Consider the following 16,148-nt stretch of genomic DNA (forward strand, 5'->3'; position numbering starts at 1 on the left):
AGAGAGGTGAGACGATGAACGAGTCCGAGAAACGCAGGAAACAGCTTTTGGAGGAAACCCGCAGCCTTTACAGCGACTGGCGCACGCCTCCGGCGGTCCATCCCAGATACCGGGCAGCCTATGGAAAGCTGTACAAAAGAGAAGAGGACCAGGAAGAGATGCCGGGAACTTTTGGACTTCGGGCGCTGTTGTGCTTCCTTTTGTTTGCGGCTTTTGTTGCTATGGATCAGCAAGGCGGAAAGATCCTGGAAGCGGACAGCACCCAGATCACAGAAGAGATCACTACGGACTTGGATGTGGCGGAGGTATGGCAGAATCTGTAAAAAATATTAGAAAAAGGCGGGATTTCCCGCCTTTTTCTAATAGAGATTGTTATTGATAATGGTACCTGCAGGACAAAATATAAATGTTTTCATTGTCAATCCGGTATACCAATCTGTCCGTTTCATTGATCCTGCGGCTCCAGAACCCTGACAAATTTCCCACCAGCGGTTCCGGCTTTCCAATCCCTTCGTTTCCATTTCTTGATATATCATCCAGTAATTTATTAATTTTGCGAAGTGTTTTACGATCTTCTGTTTGCCAGTATACATAGTCTTTCCAACCGTTATCGGTAAATACCTTATTCATCGGAGGAACCCTCATCCAGATCATGGACAGCAAAATGGCCCTCGGTCAATTGCTTCTTTGATTCCATCAACCAGTCGTAGTTCGTTTTATTTTCTACAAGATGGAGATTTTCCATCATATTATTGTAGGCTTCCTCTGAGATCATGACTACATTTTTGTTGTTTTTCCTGGTCACGATCATGGTCTCATAATCATCCGTTACTTTATCCATACAGCTTTTCATGTTTTCACGAAGCATAGTATAATTAACAGCTAACATGACATCGCCTCCAAACGTACAATATTTTGTACTTAAATTATAGCGTACAATATTTTGTACGTCAAGGTGATGAGCTAAACAATTTATGCCAGAGTCCCTGCGAAAAGATTTGTAAAATCAACAAAAATAGTGTATACTTATGCGAGTTTAAACAATAAATTTTCCTCTATTGCAAAGGAACCAAACAAGGAGAAAAGAGAGTAGATCAATGCGTAGATTAGCCCTGAATGATGAGGTTTTAATGAAGATCGAGAAGCCGGCCCGCTACATTGGAGGCGAGGTCAATTCAGTAATGAAGGACAAGGATCAGGTGGATATCCGGTTTGCCATGTGTTTTCCGGATGTGTATGAGATCGGTATGTCCCACCTGGGAATCCAGATCCTCTATGATATGTTCAACCGCAGGGAGGACGTCTGGTGTGAGAGAGTCTATTCCCCATGGACGGATCTGGACAAGATCATGCGGGAGGAGAATATCCCGCTGTTCGCGCTGGAATCCCAGGATCCCATCCGGGAGTTTGATTTCCTGGGGATCACTATTCAGTATGAGATGTGCTACACCAATATTCTTCAGATCCTGGATCTGGCTGGAATCCCTCTGCACGCGGCGGACCGCACCTGGGATGATCCGATCGTGATCGGCGGGGGACCGTGCACCTATAACCCAGAACCGCTGGCCCCGTTTTTTGATCTCTTTTATATCGGGGAGGGCGAGACGGTCTACGATGATCTTTTAGATGCTTATAAAGAGACGAAAAAGAATGGTGGTTCCAGAAAGGACTACTTAGAAAAAGCGGCTCAGATCGAAGGAATCTATGTGCCTTCTTTCTATGAAGTAGCATACAAAGAGGATGGGACCATTGCCTCTTTTTGGCCGATCAACCCAAACGCTAAAGAAAAGATCCAAAAACAGATGGTTTTAGACGTGACGGACACCTGTTATCCCAAAGCGCCGGTTGTTCCTTTTATCAAGGTGACCCAGGATAGGGTGGTGCTGGAGATCCAGCGGGGATGTATCCGGGGATGCCGGTTCTGCCAGGCGGGAATGTTGTACCGTCCTACCAGGGAACGGAACCTGGAGATGTTAAAAGAGTATGCCCGCCAGATGCTGGAGAACACGGGCCACGAAGAGATTTCCTTAAGTTCCTTAAGTTCCAGCGATTACAGCCAGTTGAAAGAACTGGTGAATTTCCTGATCGATGAATTCAAGGAGAAAGGGATCAATATTTCCCTTCCTTCTCTCCGGATCGATGCGTTCTCCTTGGATGTGATGGAGAAAGTCCAGGATATCCGCAAAAGCAGCCTGACTTTCGCGCCGGAGGCCGGATCTCAGAGACTGCGCAATGTGATCAATAAAGGGCTGACAGAAGAAGAGATCCTGGAGGGGGCTTCTCAGGCTTTTGCCGGAGGCTGGAATAAGGTGAAGCTTTACTTTATGCTGGGGCTTCCTACGGAGACGGAAGAGGACATGCTGGAAATTCCGGCGCTGGCCGACCGGATCGCACGGAAATATTATGAGATCCCCAAGGATGAGAGGAATGGGAAATGCCAGATCACGGCCAGCAGTTCGTTCTTTATTCCCAAGCCGTTTACGCCTTTCCAGTGGGCGAAGATGTATTCTAATGAAGAATATATTTCCAGAGCGGCCATCGTAAAACGAGGATTTAGCCAGCAGCTAAACCGCAAGAGCCTGCGTTACCAATGGCATGATGCGGAAGTGACGGTGTTGGAAGGTGTTTTCGCCAGAGGGGACCGCAGCATCAGCCGGGTGATCGAAAGGGCCTACCGGAAAGGATGTCTCTACGACGCCTGGAACGAAATGTTTGACAATGAGAAATGGATGGAATCCTTCCGGGAAGAGGGGCTGGCGATTGAATTTTATAACCAGCGGGAGCGTTCCCTGGACGAAATCTTCCCCTGGGATTTTATTGATATCGGTGTGACAAAAGAGTTCTTAAAGAGAGAGTGGAAGCGCGCTATGGAGGGAGAGGTGACTCCCAACTGCCGGGAGAGATGTTCCGGCTGCGGCGCGGCAAGATATCGGGGAGGTGTCTGTGTTGAAAGCAAGAATTAAATTTCGTAAATATGGCATCATGCGGTTCATCGGACATCTGGATGTGATGAGATATTTTCAGAAAGCCATGCGGAGGGCGGGAATCCCCATTGCGTTCACGGGCGGCTACAGTCCTCATATGATCATGTCCTTTGCCCAGCCCTTAGGGGTAGGGCTTACCAGCGACGGGGAATATCTGGATATTGAGCTTGCCGGGCATATTTCTTCCCAGCAGGCTGTGGAACGGCTGAACCAGGTTATGGTGGAAGGCATAGACGTGTTAAGTTTTCTGGAGATTCCAGAGGACAAGAAAAAGAGCGGAATGACCGTAACTGCTGCCGCTGGATATGAAGTCCGCCTCTTAAAGTCCGCCAAGTCTATGGAAGAGACGCTTCCCATTCCGGAAGCGTGGAAAGAGAAAGCGAAAGCATTTCTTAGTGAAAAAGAGATTCTGGTGTGGAAGAAAACCAAACGAAATGAGAAAGAAGTGGATATCCGCCCCATGATCCATCAGATGGAAGTGAAAGAAGACAGACTCTGCCTTCTTTTGGCGGCGGGAAGCGAAGCGAATTTAAAGCCGGATCTTTTGATGGAGACCTTTTTGAAGTTTATGGGAATTGAGAAGGCGCCGTTCCATTATCACAGGACAGATCTTTACGCGAAGAACGATGCGGGAGAACTGGAACCGCTGGAAGCTTTTGGCAGGGAGATCCTGGGTGACAGAATTGATCTGGCCGGAACGGAAGTGATTATCTTTGATATTGGCAATGTGCTGATTGATTTTGCCTGGGAATCTTACTTAGATACCTTTTCCTATGATGAGAAGACCAGGGAGGCTGTGACGGAAGCGATGTTCAAAAATCCGGACTGGGACGCTGGGGACTCTGGCCTTGTGACCACCGAACAGTGGCTGGAACTTTTCCTGGAAAACGCCCCGGAATATGAGAAGGAAATCCGGGAAGTGTTTGGAGGATTTGGAGCTTCTATCGTTCCCTATACCTTTACCCGTCCTTGGATCGAAACGCTGAAAGAGCAGGGAATGAAACTGTATTTCCTTTCTAACTATTCGGAAGAAATGTACCGGCAGTCAAAAGAACAGCTTTCTTTTCTGGAGCTTTTTGACGGAGGTGTCTTCTCCTGGCAGGAGCAGTGTATGAAACCAGATTCCAGGATCTATCGGGTCCTTTTGGAGCGTTACGGGATCGATCCTAAGAAGGCGTTTTTTTTCGATGACAGGAAGGAAAATGTAGACGCGGCCTGCCGGGAGGGAATCCGAGGAATCTTGTTCACCCAGGATATCCCGTTGCAGTTCCTGCTAAAATGAGGTAAGATAGAGTAGGGATAAGAGAACGAAAAGGATAGGAGTAAGTGACTTTGAAGGAATACAAAAATATGATAAAGGTTGTGAAATTTGGCGGAAGCTCTCTGGCGGACGGCCGGCAGTTTCAGAAAGCTGGCAGGATCATAAGGAAGGATGAGACCAGAAGATATGTGGTTCCCTCCGCGCCGGGGAAACGGACCCCTGAAGATACGAAAGTAACAGACATGCTATATACCTGCTACGGACAGGCGCTTCTGGAAGAAGAGGATACCCAGGAAAGTTTTGAGCTGCTTCTTGGACAGATCCGTAAACGGTACGATTCTATCATCCAGGAACTTGGGCTTGCGCTGTCTCTGGAAGAAGAATTCCATAGCATTCGGGAAAATTTCACAAAAAAGGTGGGACGGGATTACGCGGCCTCCAGAGGAGAATATTTAAACGGACGGATCATGGCTGAATATCTGGGCTATGAATTTATCGACGCGGCAGAAGTGATCTTGTTTGACGACAAGGGAAATTTTGACGGAGAGAAGACCCAGAAAGTTCTTTCCGCACGCCTGGCACAGGCGGAACGGGCGGTGATCCCAGGCTTCTATGGGTCCATGCCGGACGGAAAGATCAAGACATTTTCCAGGGGCGGTTCGGATATCACCGGTTCTATTGTGGCGCAGGCGGTCCACGCGGATCTGTATGAGAACTGGACGGACGTATCCGGTTTCCTTGTGGCGGATCCAAGGATCATTGAACGGCCCAAGGAAATTGACGTGATCACTTACCGGGAACTTCGGGAGCTGTCCTACATGGGCGCTACCGTGCTCCATGAAGACGCTATTTTCCCGGTGCGCAAAGAAGGGATTCCCATCAATATCCGCAATACCAACGCGCCGGAGGATAAAGGAACGCTGATCGTGGAAGCCACCTGTCAGAAACCCAGATTCATTATCACAGGAATCGCGGGCAAGAAGGATTTTGCCGCTGTTACGGTGGAAAAAGCTATGATGAACACAGAGGTGGGATTCTGCCGAAAAGTACTGCAGGTTTTTGAAAAAAACGGCATTTCCATCGAGCACATGCCTTCTGGCATCGATACCATGTCGGTGTTTGTCCATCAGGATGAATTCAAAGAAATGGAACAGAAGGTGATCGCCGGGATCCACCGGGAGGTAGAGCCGGATCTTCTGGAACTGGAATCGGACCTGGCGCTGATCGCGGTAGTGGGACGCGGGATGCGTACCACAAGAGGGACTTCAGGACGGATATTCTCTGCTCTGGCCCATGCCAATGTGAATGTGAAGATGATCGACCAGGGGTCCAGCGGTTTGAATGTGATCATCGGCGTGCGCAACGACGACTTTGAAGCCGCCATCAAAGCAATCTACGATATTTTTGTTACAACTCAGCTGTAAATAGACCACAGGAGGAAAACATGAATATTCTGTTTTTTTTAAAGCCCAAAAGTGAGCTGGCTTACATATTTGATTACCACACAGTCCGACAGGCGCTGGAGATCATGGAATACCATAAGTATTCTTCCGTGCCGATCCTGAACAAAGAGGGAAAATACGTAGGCTCTATCACAGAGGGCGATCTTCTCTGGGGATTAAAACGAAAAGGCATCATGAATATCAAGGAAGCTGAAGAAGTCAGCATCATGAAGATCGACCGGCGGTTGGATTATCAGTGTGTGACGGCCAAGTCCAACATGGAAGACCTGATCGGAAAAGCCATGGAACAAAACTTTGTTCCGGTGGTGGACGACCAGCAGCATTTTATCGGAATGATCACCAGAAGAGACATCATTGGGTACTGCTATAATAAGATGAAAGACAGGGAAAAAGAATGATCATTGATTTTCATACACATATATTTCCAGGAAAAATCGCGAAAAGCACCTTGGATTTTCTGGCATCTGTATGCAAGACAGAGCCTTATACCGATGGGACCAGCGAAGGATTAATGGCCTCAGGAGAGGCGGCGGGAGTAGACGTTTCTGTGGCGCTCCCGATCGTGACCAAGCTCTCCCAGTTCGCCTCCATCAACCGGTTTGCCGCCGGTTTCCAGGAAGGGAGGATCTTGTCGTTTGGAGGGCTCCATCCGGCAGAGGAAAACTATAAGGAACAACTGCGTCAGATCAAAGAGATGGGAATGAAAGGCATCAAGCTGCATCCCGATTATCAGGAGATCCGGTTTAACGACATCCGCTGCAAGCGGGTCATATCCTATGCTTCTGAGCTGGGTCTGATCGTCAGCGTCCATGCGGGCAGAGATCCAAAATGCCCGGAGGATGTACATTGTACGCCCCAGATGGCGGCAGAAGTGATCCGGGAGGTTGAACCGGAGAAGCTGGTATTGGCTCATATGGGAGGAAACCAGCTGTGGGACGAGGTGGAAGCGTACCTTGTGGGGAAACCGGTGTATTTCGACACCGGCGTTGTTCTGGATACCATGACAGAAGAGCAGTTCCTGCGCATAGCGCGAAACCATGGGGCGGATAAAATCCTGTTTGCCACAGACTCCCCTTGGGCGGATCAGACGGAATTCATCCGGCTTCTGAAACAGATGCCCCTGACGGAAGAGGAGAAAGAGCAGATCTTAGGCGGAAACGCCCGCAGACTGCTGGGTATATAAAGAGGTTGCTATGAAAAAGCTGGCATTATTTCTGGTGCTTACAGCTTCTATATTGTGGGGATCCATGGGGATTGTTACCCGTTATGTGGCTTCCTTTGGGTTTACGACTGTTCAGACAGCCGCCGTGCGGATCTGCTCGGCCGCGGCTGTTCTGGTTTTACTCGTGTTTCTTTCCGACCGGAAGAAATTTAAAGTGGAAAAGCAAGATGTGAAATGGCTTCTCGGCACGGGTCTGGGGAGTCTGTTTATCAACAATCTGGCCTATGCGGAGACGGTACAGAGGGCTTCCCTTTCGATTGCGGTAGTCCTTCTTTACACGGCTCCCTTTTTTGTCATGATCTTCTCTATACTTTTCTTCCATGAAAGACTGACCCTTCTAAAGGTCGTGGCGCTCCTGCTTTCCTTTACAGGCTGTATCCTGGTCGTAGGCTTGTCCGGGGCGGAAGCGAAATCGGTTGGTCTGGGAACGGTTGTGATTGGGCTGTGCGCGGGCTTTGGGTATTCCCTTTATAGTATTTTTGGAAAGGTTTTGGTAGGGAAATACGAATCGATCACGGTGACGGTCTATACTTTTCTCATCGCCGCCGCGGCTACGCTTGTGATCAGCCATCCGGTGGATATGATGGAAAAAGTGTCTGAACATATATCAGCTATGCCGCTAATCGTCCTGGGAAGTTTTGTTACATTGGGCCTTCCCTATTTTTGCTATTCCATTGCGCTGAAGCATATGGAGAGCAGCAAAGCGTCTATCATCGCATCCTTCGAGGTAGCGGCGGCCAGCCTGTTTGGCGCGGTCCTCTACGGGGAAACGCTGAATGTCTATAACCTGGTTGGGATCCTGCTGGTGGTAGCCGCCCTGATCCTGCTGCAGGCGGCGCCTGGGAAGAAATAAAGCAGATGATTTCCGCGTTTTGCAAAATTAGCAAAGTTGTGGTTTTGTGCTTGATTTTTCCTACATTCTATGCTAAACTACATTAGTGTGCCGCACAATGAGGTTTTAAAGCTCTGTCCTTTGGACGGACACCGTAGTTGGCGAGTAATGTTAATAGGAGGTGCCATATGTACGCAGTTATAGCAACAGGTGGTAAACAGTACAAAGTATCTGAAGGCGATGTCATTAAAGTGGAGAAACTTGGAGTGGAAGCCGGAGAGACTTATACATTTGACCAGGTGCTTGCGGTAAGTGACAACGGACTGAAGGTTGGAACACCGACAGTTGAGGGTGCGACGGTTGAAGCTTCTGTTATTGAGAACGGCAAAGCAAAGAAAGTTGTCGTTTACAAGTACAAGAGAAAAACCGGATACCACAAGAAAAATGGTCACAGACAGCAGTATACGGCAGTGAAGATCGAAAAGATCAACGCTTAATCGGAGTGATCCATGATTCATGCAGTTGTTTTCAAAGACCATAAGAAGTGCGTCAGAGGATTTCATATCAGCGGACACGCGGGATATGGACAGGCGGGAGAAGACGTGGTGTGCGCGGCGGTTTCTATGCTGTCCATCAACACTGTAAATGCCATTGAACATCTGACAGAAGACCGGTTTTCTATGACCGCGGATGATGAGAAGGGCGATATTCTCTATTCGATCGAAGGGATTCCTTCCAAGGAGGCTTCCCTGCTTTTAGAAGCGCTTGTTCTTGGTCTTAAGGGAATGGCGGATGATGAGAACTATGCAGAATATATTGATTTAACATTCCAGGAGGTGTGATACCATGATGAAATTAAACCTTCAGTTTTTCGCTCATAAAAAGGGTGTAGGTTCTACAAAGAACGGCAGAGATTCCGAGTCCAAGAGACTGGGAGCGAAAAGAGCTGACGGACAGTTCGTAAAAGCCGGAAATATTCTTTACAGACAGCGGGGAACCAAAATCCATCCAGGCGTGAATGTAGGACGTGGTGGAGACGATACATTGTTTGCCCTGGTGGATGGTGTTGTAAGATTTGAGAGAAAAGGAAGAGATCGGAAACAGGTTTCCATCTATCCGGCAGCACAGTAAGGAACGAAACATGACCCAGACCCTGATGGTCTGGGTCTTTTCAAACTATCATCAATGAAAAAGATTGATTGAGGAAAGGAATCGCAGATGTTTGCAGACAGAGCAAAGATATTTATCCGCTCCGGAAAAGGCGGCGACGGCCATGTCAGCTTCCGCCGGGAACTGTATGTACCTAACGGCGGTCCTGACGGCGGCGACGGCGGCCGGGGCGGCGACGTGATCTTTGAAGTAGACGAAGGATTGAATACGCTGCAGGACTACCGTCACCGGAAGAAATTCGCGGCAAAGGACGGAGAACCTGGAGGAAAAAGGCGCTGTCATGGCGGCGACGCAGATGATATTATCCTGAAAGTCCCGGAAGGAACCGTCATCAAGGAAGCGGAATCTGGGAAAGTCATTGCCGATATGTCGGGAGATAATCGTCGGCAGGTAGTCTTAAAAGGTGGAAAGGGAGGTCTTGGCAACCAGCATTTTGCTACCGCTACCATGCAGATCCCCAAATACGCCCAGCCAGGACAGCCGGCCCAGGAACTGTGGGTCAATCTGGAACTGAAAGTGATCGCGGACGTGGGATTGATCGGCTTCCCAAATGTGGGAAAATCCACCCTTCTTTCCCGTGTGACCAACGCAAAGCCGAAGATCGCCAACTATCATTTCACCACTTTGAACCCCAATCTGGGCGTGGTGGATATGAAAGGGGCCAAAGGCTTTGTGATCGCGGACATCCCTGGATTGATCGAGGGCGCTTCGGAAGGCGTGGGATTGGGACACGAGTTTCTGCGTCATATCGAGCGTACCCGGATGATGATCCATGTGGTGGATGCGGCCGGAAGCGAGGGACGGGACCCGGTGGATGATATCTATAAGATCAATGAAGAGCTGAAAGCATATAACGAAGAGATTGCCTCCCGTCCGCAGGTAATCGCCGCTAACAAGACGGATCTGATCTATCCTGACGGGGAAGATCCTGTGGAGCGGTTAAGAAAAGAGTTCGAGCCAAAAGGCATCCGGGTATTCCCGATCTCCGGGGCTACCGGGGAAGGCATTGAGTCTCTTTTGTATTTCGTCTCCGAAAGTTTAGAGAAGCTGGATACAAAGCCGATCGTCTTTGAACAGGAATTTTTCCCGGAGGACGAGCTTGTGACGGCAGACCTTCCGTATACGGTGGAGAAGGAAGAAGACGGTGTCTATGTGGTGGAAGGGCCCAAGATCGACAAGATGCTGGGATATACCAATCTGGATTCAGAAAAGGGATTCGCCTTTTTCCAGAGGTTTTTGAAAGATACAGGAATCCTGGACGAGCTGGAAGAGGCTGGGATCCAGGAAGGGGATACCGTGCGGATGTACGGCCTGCAGTTTGATTATTATAAGTAGAAGAGGAGCTTTAAGATGACGACAAAGCAAAGAGCCTATCTGAAAAGTCTGGCCATGACCATGGACCCGATTTTCCAGGTGGGAAAAAACAGCATTACACCGGAACTTGTAGGGGCGGTATCAGAGGCCCTGGAGGCCAGAGAATTGATCAAGCTCAGTGTTTTGAAAAACTGCGCGGATGATCCTAAAGAGCTGGCGCAGGTGTTTGCGGAGCGCACCCGCTCCCAGGTGGTCCAGGTGATCGGCAAGAAGATCGTACTTTATAAAGAGGGGAAAGACAAGAACAAAAAGATCCAGCTTCCATAAGGAAACAGGGTCTTTTTGACCAGGCAGGGAGAGAAGCTATGAAGATTGGAATCATGGGCGGGACCTTTGATCCCATCCACAACGGACATCTTATGCTGGCAGATACTGCTTATCGGCAGTTTGAACTGGATGAGGTCTGGTTCCTGCCCAATGGGAATCCGCCTCATAAGAAGGAAAGTTCGATCGGCACAGATGCCAGACATCGAAGCGCCATGGTTGCGCTGGCTATTGAAGGTCGGGATGACTACCGGGTGGAAGAGTATGAAGTCCGGCGCAGGGAAGTTTCCTGTTCCTATCAGACACTAGAATATTTTCAGCAAAAATATCCCAAGGACAGGTTCTATTTTATCGTTGGCGCGGATTCTCTGTTCTCTATCGAGACTTGGGTCCATCCGGAACGGATCTTTCCTGTCTGTACGATTCTGGCGGCCTGTCGGGATGACCATGACAATAGGGCGAAAATGGAAGGACAGATCCGGTATTTGAAAGGGAAATATCCTAAGGCAAGGATCCGGCTGCTCCAGTCTCCGCTTATGCCGGTTTCTTCCCATGAACTGCGGGAAGCGATCCGTCTTGGCAGAAACATTACAGAATACGTGCCTAAGAAAGTAGAAGCCTATATCAAGAGGGAAGGGTTATATGAATCGAAAGATACGGAAAATGCAAAAGAAACTGAAACCACATCTGGATAAAGACCGGTATGCCCATACGCTGGGAGTAATGTATACAGCGGCGGCGCTGGCCATGTGCCATGGGGCGGATATCGATCAGGCGTTGACTGCCGGGCTTCTTCACGATTGCGCGAAGTGTATTCCCGGCGAGATGAAAATCCGGCTCTGCAGCCGGTATCATCTGAATGTATCCGAGACGGAACAGAAGAATCCCAGCCTGCTGCACGCCAAATTAGGAGCGTTTCTGGCGGCAAAGAAATACCATGTCCGGGATAAGGATATATTGAACGCTATTTCCTTTCATACTACCGGAAGACCACGAATGTCCATCTTAGAGAAGATTGTCTATATCGCGGACTATATGGAGCCGGGAAGGGAGGAACTTCCCAATATGGCAGAGGTGAGAAAACTTGCTTTCCAGGATCTGGAAGAATGTCTCTATCGTATCCTGAAAGATTCTCTGGTATATTTAAAAAGCAAAGATATGACGATCGACCCTATGACGGAAAAGGCATATCTATATTATAAAGAAAAACTGAGAAAGGAGGAATAGAATGGAAGAGTCTATGAAAATGGTGCGGACTGCTTATCAGGCGCTGGAAGAGAAGAAGGGACAGGATATCCGCGTGCTGGATATCTCCAAGATCTCTGTGCTGGCGGATTATTTCATCATCACTAACGGGACAAGCGACAGCCAGGTAAATGCCCTGGTAGACAATGTGGATGAGAAGATGCACAAAGCCGGCTATTCCCTGAAACAGCAGGAAGGACACGGCGGCTCGTCCTGGATCCTGATGGATTACGGTGATGTGATCGTTCATATCTTTGACAAAGAGAACCGGCCCTTCTATGATCTGGAGCGGATCTGGAACGATGCGCTTCCGGTGGAAATAGAAGAGTAAAAAAAGGATCCGTTGGAAACACAGTTTCCGGCGGATCCTATTTTTCGGTATGAAATCTGTAACCATACCCGATTACTGTTTTTATGTATTCATGTCCTTCACAATAAGGTTTCAGCCGTTTGCGTATTTGGAAAATTGTGTTTTCTACTGCATGTAAGTGGTTGTTTGCAGGTTCGTTCCATACTTTTTCATAAATGTCTTTTTTTGTGAATGTGATTTCAGGAAATCGGTATAGCAGATGAAGCACCTTAAATTCATTTGCTGATAAATATATTTCCCGGGAGTCAATTCGTACACAGTGTTTTTTCATATCAAGAAGGAGAGCGGGATCCGCCTGCTCTATCCCCCAGAAACTTTTTGCGAGAAGCTTGTCCTTTGTCACCTGTTCGATCAGGAAGGATAATTCATCAAATTTCTGTATTTCCCTTAGTTTTTTATATAATTTGACGGTTATTATTTGTCCGTATATATCCATATTGAAATTGAAAATATGAGTTTCCACAGATATATCCGTGTCGTTATCGAGAGTAGGTCTTGTTCCCACATGGGTAACGCCGTAATAGATCCGTTGATCTAACAGGATTTTTGCTGTATATACTCCTGTTTCCGGTAAAGCTGCATTTTTGCCTGTTTCTATGTTGGCGGTAGGAGTTCCCACGTGTTTCCCAATTCCCCGGCCGTGTATAACCCTTCCTGTTGCTGTATAAACAGGTTTTAAATTATAGTTTTCTCTCATGGCGATCCTCTATATGTCCGCTTTTCATTAGTGCAGAAACGACAGGTTTATACAGTAAAAATGTGATGGCAGCGTTTAATCCGTCTTTAAAAAGATTAAAAGGGAGAAAGACGGGAAGCAATAGCTCCGCAACCGCTTCTCTCGGATATCCCATATAAATCGGCGTTATAAGATAATTCCACAGTATCATTACGATAACACTTGTGATACAACCAGCCACCAATCCGATAACAGCGCCGGACAGGGTATGTTTCTTTTGAAAGATAAGGGCGGCCGTACAGGCAAAGGAGAGCGTCTGCACAATATTCATAATACATCCCAGAATGCCGGTATTGCTTACCGTCACCATCTCAATAACCGCAACCGTGACAGATACAACACAGGAGGTCATTGGCCCCCATATCAGTCCACCCAAAGCAACGATAATATCAGATGGGTCATACTTCAAAAACAGAACAACGGGTATCCGCCCCACTGCCATGACAAGATACGTAATGGCACACAGCATACCAATGGTTACAATTCTTTTTGTCTTGCTGTTCATACAGGTTTCCTCCATTCAGTTAGTCGTTCTGTTTAAGAATACCTTCTTATGGAGGATTTGCAATGATTTATAAGGATTTCGGAAATCTTTCGGAAATTCAGAAAAACATCTTCATATCATATAGATACAAAGATGTTCTCTGCAAATTATTATTGTTAAATATTAAAAGAAGCGGAAGACCCCGATCACTTTCCCTAGGATCATCACATCCTGCACAATGATGGGATCCATGGTGTCGTTCTCCGGCTGCAGGCGGATGACGCCTTCCTCTTTATAAAAGGTCTTAACTGTGGCCCCGTCTTCAATGAGCGCCACAACCATCTCTCCGTTGCTGGCCGTCTGTCTCTGTTCCACCAGCACATAATCCCCGTCCAGGATACCGGCGTTGATCATGCTTTCTCCCCGTACCTTCAGAAGAAAGGTCTGGTTATTGGGGAGAAACTCTGTAGGAATAGGGAAGTAGTCCTCAATATTCTGCTCTGCAAGGAGCGGCTCCCCGGCAGCCACCCTGCCCACAATGGGCACATTGGCCGTCTCCCGGCGCAGCATCTGGAAGGAGTCGTCCAGGATCTCAATGGCCCGTGGCTTCGTGGGGTCTCTTCGAATATATCCGTTCTTCTCCAGAGTCTCCAGGTGGGAGTGGACGGAAGAGGTGGACTTCAGATGGACCGCTTCGCAGATATCACGCACGGCAGGCGGAAATCCCCGCTCCAGGATCTGTGATTTGATATAATCTAATATTTCCTGCTGCTTGGCGCTGATCTTGCCCTGTCCCATAACTGAACCTCCTTAGAAACGTTCTTTTCTTGATTGCTGAGTTCATTTTAACACAGCAGATTTTAAAAAGCAAACAAATGTTTAGAAAATATGTTCGATTTTTTGAAGAAAACCCATTGACAAACGTTTGTTCGAGAAGTATAATCGGATTATGAAAAAGAACAAATGTTCTGAACAGACATTCGAACAAAGGGGATTATAAATAAGTTTAAGGGGGAACAAGATCATGAAGAATTATGCAGCAGAGAGTTACAGAGGATTTCGCAGGAGCAGCCGGGACTGTAAGAGAAGACGGCAGGTATATCTGAACAAGCTGTTTTTGTGCTTTGCGGCAATTCTTACCGCGGCGGTGATCGGGATCCTGGGAATCGGCCAGCTGGCGGACGCCCACGAGGAATCCGGACATCAGGGAGAGTCCCTCTATAAAAGTATCCAGATCCAGGATGGGGACACCCTCTGGGAGATCGCTGAGGAATACAAGACATCTGAATATGAATCCATCTACGATTATATTGACGATCTGATGGCCATCAATGGGTTGGTTACCGATCAAATCCAGGAAGGACAATATCTGACGGTTGTCTACAACAATAACTGATACCACAGATCATATAGATTTACAAGGATCTCAGAAGCGGGATAGGGATATCCCCTTTGAGATAAACTCACCCCAGGCGGCATTTGTATGGAAGATACATGCCGCCATTTCCATATATTCCTGTTAACCTGATTGTATGAGCGAAATAGATCTATACGACAAATCTCGATTTTTCCAAAAGATATAGACAAAAAAAACGGTACATGGTATACTTATTCCAGTTGAGGGAGTTTTTCTGCAGATCATGCAGAAGGTTTATTGTTTTATAAGGGGTGTTTTAGAAATGACTGATATAAAAAGTTATCATGAACAGCTTCAGATCGATCAAACTTTGCGGCTTCGGGAGGTTTTAAAGACATTGCCTTCTTTCGCGAAGGACTATTTCCGCGCAATCGAGCCAAGATCATCTGTCAGAACACGGATCAACTATGCGTATGATATACGGATTTTCTTTCATTTTCTGATGGAAAACAATCCGATCTATAAAAATTATACGATGGATCAGTTCCAGGTCCAGGATTTGGAGCGTTTGGAACCGGTAGATATTGAAGAATATATGGAATATCTGAAGGTTTATCAGCATAACCAGGAACTTTTGACCAATGGTGAAAAAGGACTGTCCCGCAAGATGTCGGCTCTCAGGAGCTTTTATAATTACTATTTTAAGCGTCAGGCCATCTCTAAGAATCCTACGCTGCTTGTAAATATGCCAAAACTCCATGACAAGGCCATTATCCGTCTGGATGCGGATGAGGTGGCCATGCTGCTGGATTTTGTAGAGTCTGCCGGGAGTACGCTTACAGGACAGGCGCTGACCTATTACCGGAAGACCAAGGAACGGGATCTGGCGATCTTAACCCTGCTTCTGGGAACGGGAATCCGTGTGTCAGAGTGCGTGGGTCTGGATCTTACAGATGTAGACTTCAAAAACAATGGGATCACCGTCACCAGAAAAGGCGGAAATCAGATGGTAGTTTATTTTGGGGACGAGGTTGCAGAGGCCCTCTCCAATTATATCGAGGGAAGCCGCAAGGCTGCCGCTCCTCTGCCCGGCCATGAAAACGCGCTTTTCCTCTCTACCCAGAGAAAACGCATGGGCGTCCAGGCGGTGGAGAATATGGTGAAAAAATATGCCCGCCAGGTAACGCCGGGTAAAAAGATCACCCCTCATAAACTGCGGAGCACCTATGGCACTGCTCTTTATAAAGAAACCGGAGACATTTATCTGGTGGCGGATGTCCTGGGACATAAGGATGTAAATACGACGAAAAAGCACTATGCGGCTATCGATGAAGACAGACGCCGGCAAGCGGCGTCTGCTGTACACTTAAGAAATTAGAAAGGAAT

Annotated in this window: 22 protein-coding genes and 1 pseudogene; 18 read left to right on the forward strand and 5 right to left on the reverse strand. The window is 47.6% G+C overall.

The annotated features are described in order from the left end of the window. Positions 1 to 14: 14 nt before the first annotated feature. Complete coding sequence (locus FND36_08045; GenBank protein ID QDW73989.1) at positions 15 to 323, forward strand: hypothetical protein; 309 nt, start codon at positions 15 to 17, stop codon at positions 321 to 323. Between the two features lie 49 nt (positions 324 to 372). On the opposite strand, the gene FND36_08050 is transcribed toward FND36_08045, so the two are convergent. Both FND36_08050 and FND36_08055 read right to left on the reverse strand, forming a co-directional pair. Further along, positions 373 to 630: a Txe/YoeB family addiction module toxin gene (locus tag FND36_08050; GenBank protein QDW73990.1), complete on the reverse strand. Its 258-nt coding sequence runs from the start codon at positions 628 to 630 to the stop codon at positions 373 to 375. Then, positions 623 to 889 (reverse strand): prevent-host-death protein, encoded by a 267-nt coding sequence (locus FND36_08055; protein ID QDW73991.1) that lies wholly within the window; start codon positions 887 to 889, stop codon positions 623 to 625. Before FND36_08055 ends, FND36_08050 begins: the two co-directional genes overlap by 8 nt. Positions 890 to 1,097: 208 nt before the next feature. On the opposite strand from FND36_08055, the gene FND36_08060 reads away from it, so the two are divergent. The 15 genes and pseudogenes from FND36_08060 (at position 1,098) to rsfS (ending at position 12,146) form a co-directional block, all read left to right on the forward strand. Then, positions 1,098 to 2,963 (forward strand): TIGR03960 family B12-binding radical SAM protein, encoded by a 1,866-nt coding sequence (locus FND36_08060; protein ID QDW73992.1) that lies wholly within the window; start codon positions 1,098 to 1,100, stop codon positions 2,961 to 2,963. Then, positions 2,947 to 3,654, forward strand: a pseudogene (locus FND36_08065) (DUF2344 domain-containing protein). The gene FND36_08060 and the pseudogene FND36_08065 overlap by 17 nt, the downstream one beginning before the upstream one ends. Positions 3,655 to 3,666: 12 nt before the next feature. Then, complete coding sequence (locus FND36_08070) at positions 3,667 to 4,266, forward strand: HAD family phosphatase (GenBank protein ID QDW75581.1); 600 nt, start codon at positions 3,667 to 3,669, stop codon at positions 4,264 to 4,266. Between the two features lie 68 nt (positions 4,267 to 4,334). After that, complete coding sequence (locus tag FND36_08075; GenBank protein QDW73993.1) at positions 4,335 to 5,669, forward strand: aspartate kinase; 1,335 nt, start codon at positions 4,335 to 4,337, stop codon at positions 5,667 to 5,669. Between the two features lie 20 nt (positions 5,670 to 5,689). After that, positions 5,690 to 6,106, forward strand: coding sequence for a CBS domain-containing protein (locus FND36_08080; protein ID QDW73994.1), 417 nt, complete (start codon positions 5,690 to 5,692; stop codon positions 6,104 to 6,106). Further along, the gene (locus tag FND36_08085; protein QDW73995.1) at positions 6,103 to 6,891 is read left to right on the forward strand and encodes an amidohydrolase family protein; all 789 of its coding nucleotides are present in this window, start codon (positions 6,103 to 6,105) and stop codon (positions 6,889 to 6,891) included. The genes FND36_08080 and FND36_08085 overlap by 4 nt, the downstream gene beginning before the upstream one ends. 10 nt (positions 6,892 to 6,901) lie before the next feature. Beyond that, the gene (locus FND36_08090) at positions 6,902 to 7,783 is read left to right on the forward strand and encodes an EamA family transporter (protein QDW73996.1); all 882 of its coding nucleotides are present in this window, start codon (positions 6,902 to 6,904) and stop codon (positions 7,781 to 7,783) included. Between the two features lie 167 nt (positions 7,784 to 7,950). Further along, the gene (rplU, locus tag FND36_08095; GenBank protein ID QDW73997.1) at positions 7,951 to 8,259 is read left to right on the forward strand and encodes a 50S ribosomal protein L21; all 309 of its coding nucleotides are present in this window, start codon (positions 7,951 to 7,953) and stop codon (positions 8,257 to 8,259) included. Between the two features lie 12 nt (positions 8,260 to 8,271). Beyond that, positions 8,272 to 8,604: a ribosomal-processing cysteine protease Prp gene (locus FND36_08100; protein QDW73998.1), complete on the forward strand. Its 333-nt coding sequence runs from the start codon at positions 8,272 to 8,274 to the stop codon at positions 8,602 to 8,604. A 4-nt stretch (positions 8,605 to 8,608) separates the two neighbouring features. Further along, entirely contained in the window at positions 8,609 to 8,893 is a 285-nt protein-coding gene (locus FND36_08105; protein ID QDW73999.1) for a 50S ribosomal protein L27, read from the forward strand. 87 nt (positions 8,894 to 8,980) lie between these two features. Then, positions 8,981 to 10,267 (forward strand): GTPase ObgE, encoded by a 1,287-nt coding sequence (obgE, locus tag FND36_08110; protein ID QDW74000.1) that lies wholly within the window; start codon positions 8,981 to 8,983, stop codon positions 10,265 to 10,267. Positions 10,268 to 10,282: 15 nt separating this feature from the next. After that, positions 10,283 to 10,573 (forward strand): ribosome assembly RNA-binding protein YhbY, encoded by a 291-nt coding sequence (gene yhbY / locus FND36_08115; protein QDW74001.1) that lies wholly within the window; start codon positions 10,283 to 10,285, stop codon positions 10,571 to 10,573. A gap of 38 nt (positions 10,574 to 10,611) precedes the next feature. Next, on the forward strand, positions 10,612 to 11,265 hold the full coding sequence (nadD, locus tag FND36_08120) for a nicotinate (nicotinamide) nucleotide adenylyltransferase (GenBank protein ID QDW74002.1): 654 nt from the start codon (positions 10,612 to 10,614) through the stop codon (positions 11,263 to 11,265). Continuing rightward, positions 11,213 to 11,797: an HD domain-containing protein gene (locus tag FND36_08125; GenBank protein QDW74003.1), complete on the forward strand. Its 585-nt coding sequence runs from the start codon at positions 11,213 to 11,215 to the stop codon at positions 11,795 to 11,797. Before nadD ends, FND36_08125 begins: the two co-directional genes overlap by 53 nt. Before the next feature lies 1 nt (position 11,798). Then, positions 11,799 to 12,146 (forward strand): ribosome silencing factor, encoded by a 348-nt coding sequence (rsfS, locus tag FND36_08130; protein ID QDW74004.1) that lies wholly within the window; start codon positions 11,799 to 11,801, stop codon positions 12,144 to 12,146. A 37-nt stretch (positions 12,147 to 12,183) separates the two neighbouring features. Here rsfS and FND36_08135 read toward each other — a convergent pair whose 3' ends face one another. The 3 genes from FND36_08135 to lexA all read right to left on the reverse strand — a co-directional run bounded on the left by FND36_08135 (position 12,184) and on the right by lexA (position 14,203). Continuing rightward, positions 12,184 to 12,882 carry a riboflavin biosynthesis protein RibF gene (locus tag FND36_08135; GenBank protein ID QDW74005.1) on the reverse strand — a complete coding sequence of 233 codons (699 nt, stop codon included), beginning with the start codon at positions 12,880 to 12,882 and terminating at the stop codon, positions 12,184 to 12,186. Then, positions 12,866 to 13,426 (reverse strand): ECF transporter S component, encoded by a 561-nt coding sequence (locus tag FND36_08140; protein QDW74006.1) that lies wholly within the window; start codon positions 13,424 to 13,426, stop codon positions 12,866 to 12,868. Before FND36_08140 ends, FND36_08135 begins: the two co-directional genes overlap by 17 nt. Before the next feature lie 162 nt (positions 13,427 to 13,588). Further along, entirely contained in the window at positions 13,589 to 14,203 is a 615-nt protein-coding gene (lexA, locus tag FND36_08145) for a transcriptional repressor LexA (GenBank protein ID QDW74007.1), read from the reverse strand. A gap of 226 nt (positions 14,204 to 14,429) precedes the next feature. Here lexA and FND36_08150 point away from each other — a divergent pair, with 226 nt between their 5' ends. After that, positions 14,430 to 14,801 carry a LysM peptidoglycan-binding domain-containing protein gene (locus FND36_08150; protein ID QDW74008.1) on the forward strand — a complete coding sequence of 124 codons (372 nt, stop codon included), beginning with the start codon at positions 14,430 to 14,432 and terminating at the stop codon, positions 14,799 to 14,801. A gap of 283 nt (positions 14,802 to 15,084) precedes the next feature. Next, the gene (locus FND36_08155) at positions 15,085 to 16,140 is read left to right on the forward strand and encodes a tyrosine-type recombinase/integrase (protein ID QDW74009.1); all 1,056 of its coding nucleotides are present in this window, start codon (positions 15,085 to 15,087) and stop codon (positions 16,138 to 16,140) included. The last annotated feature ends 8 nt before the right edge of the window (positions 16,141 to 16,148 follow it).

The organism is Lachnospiraceae bacterium KGMB03038, from assembly GCA_007361935.1.
Lineage (GTDB): Bacteria > Bacillota > Clostridia > Lachnospirales > Lachnospiraceae > Massilistercora.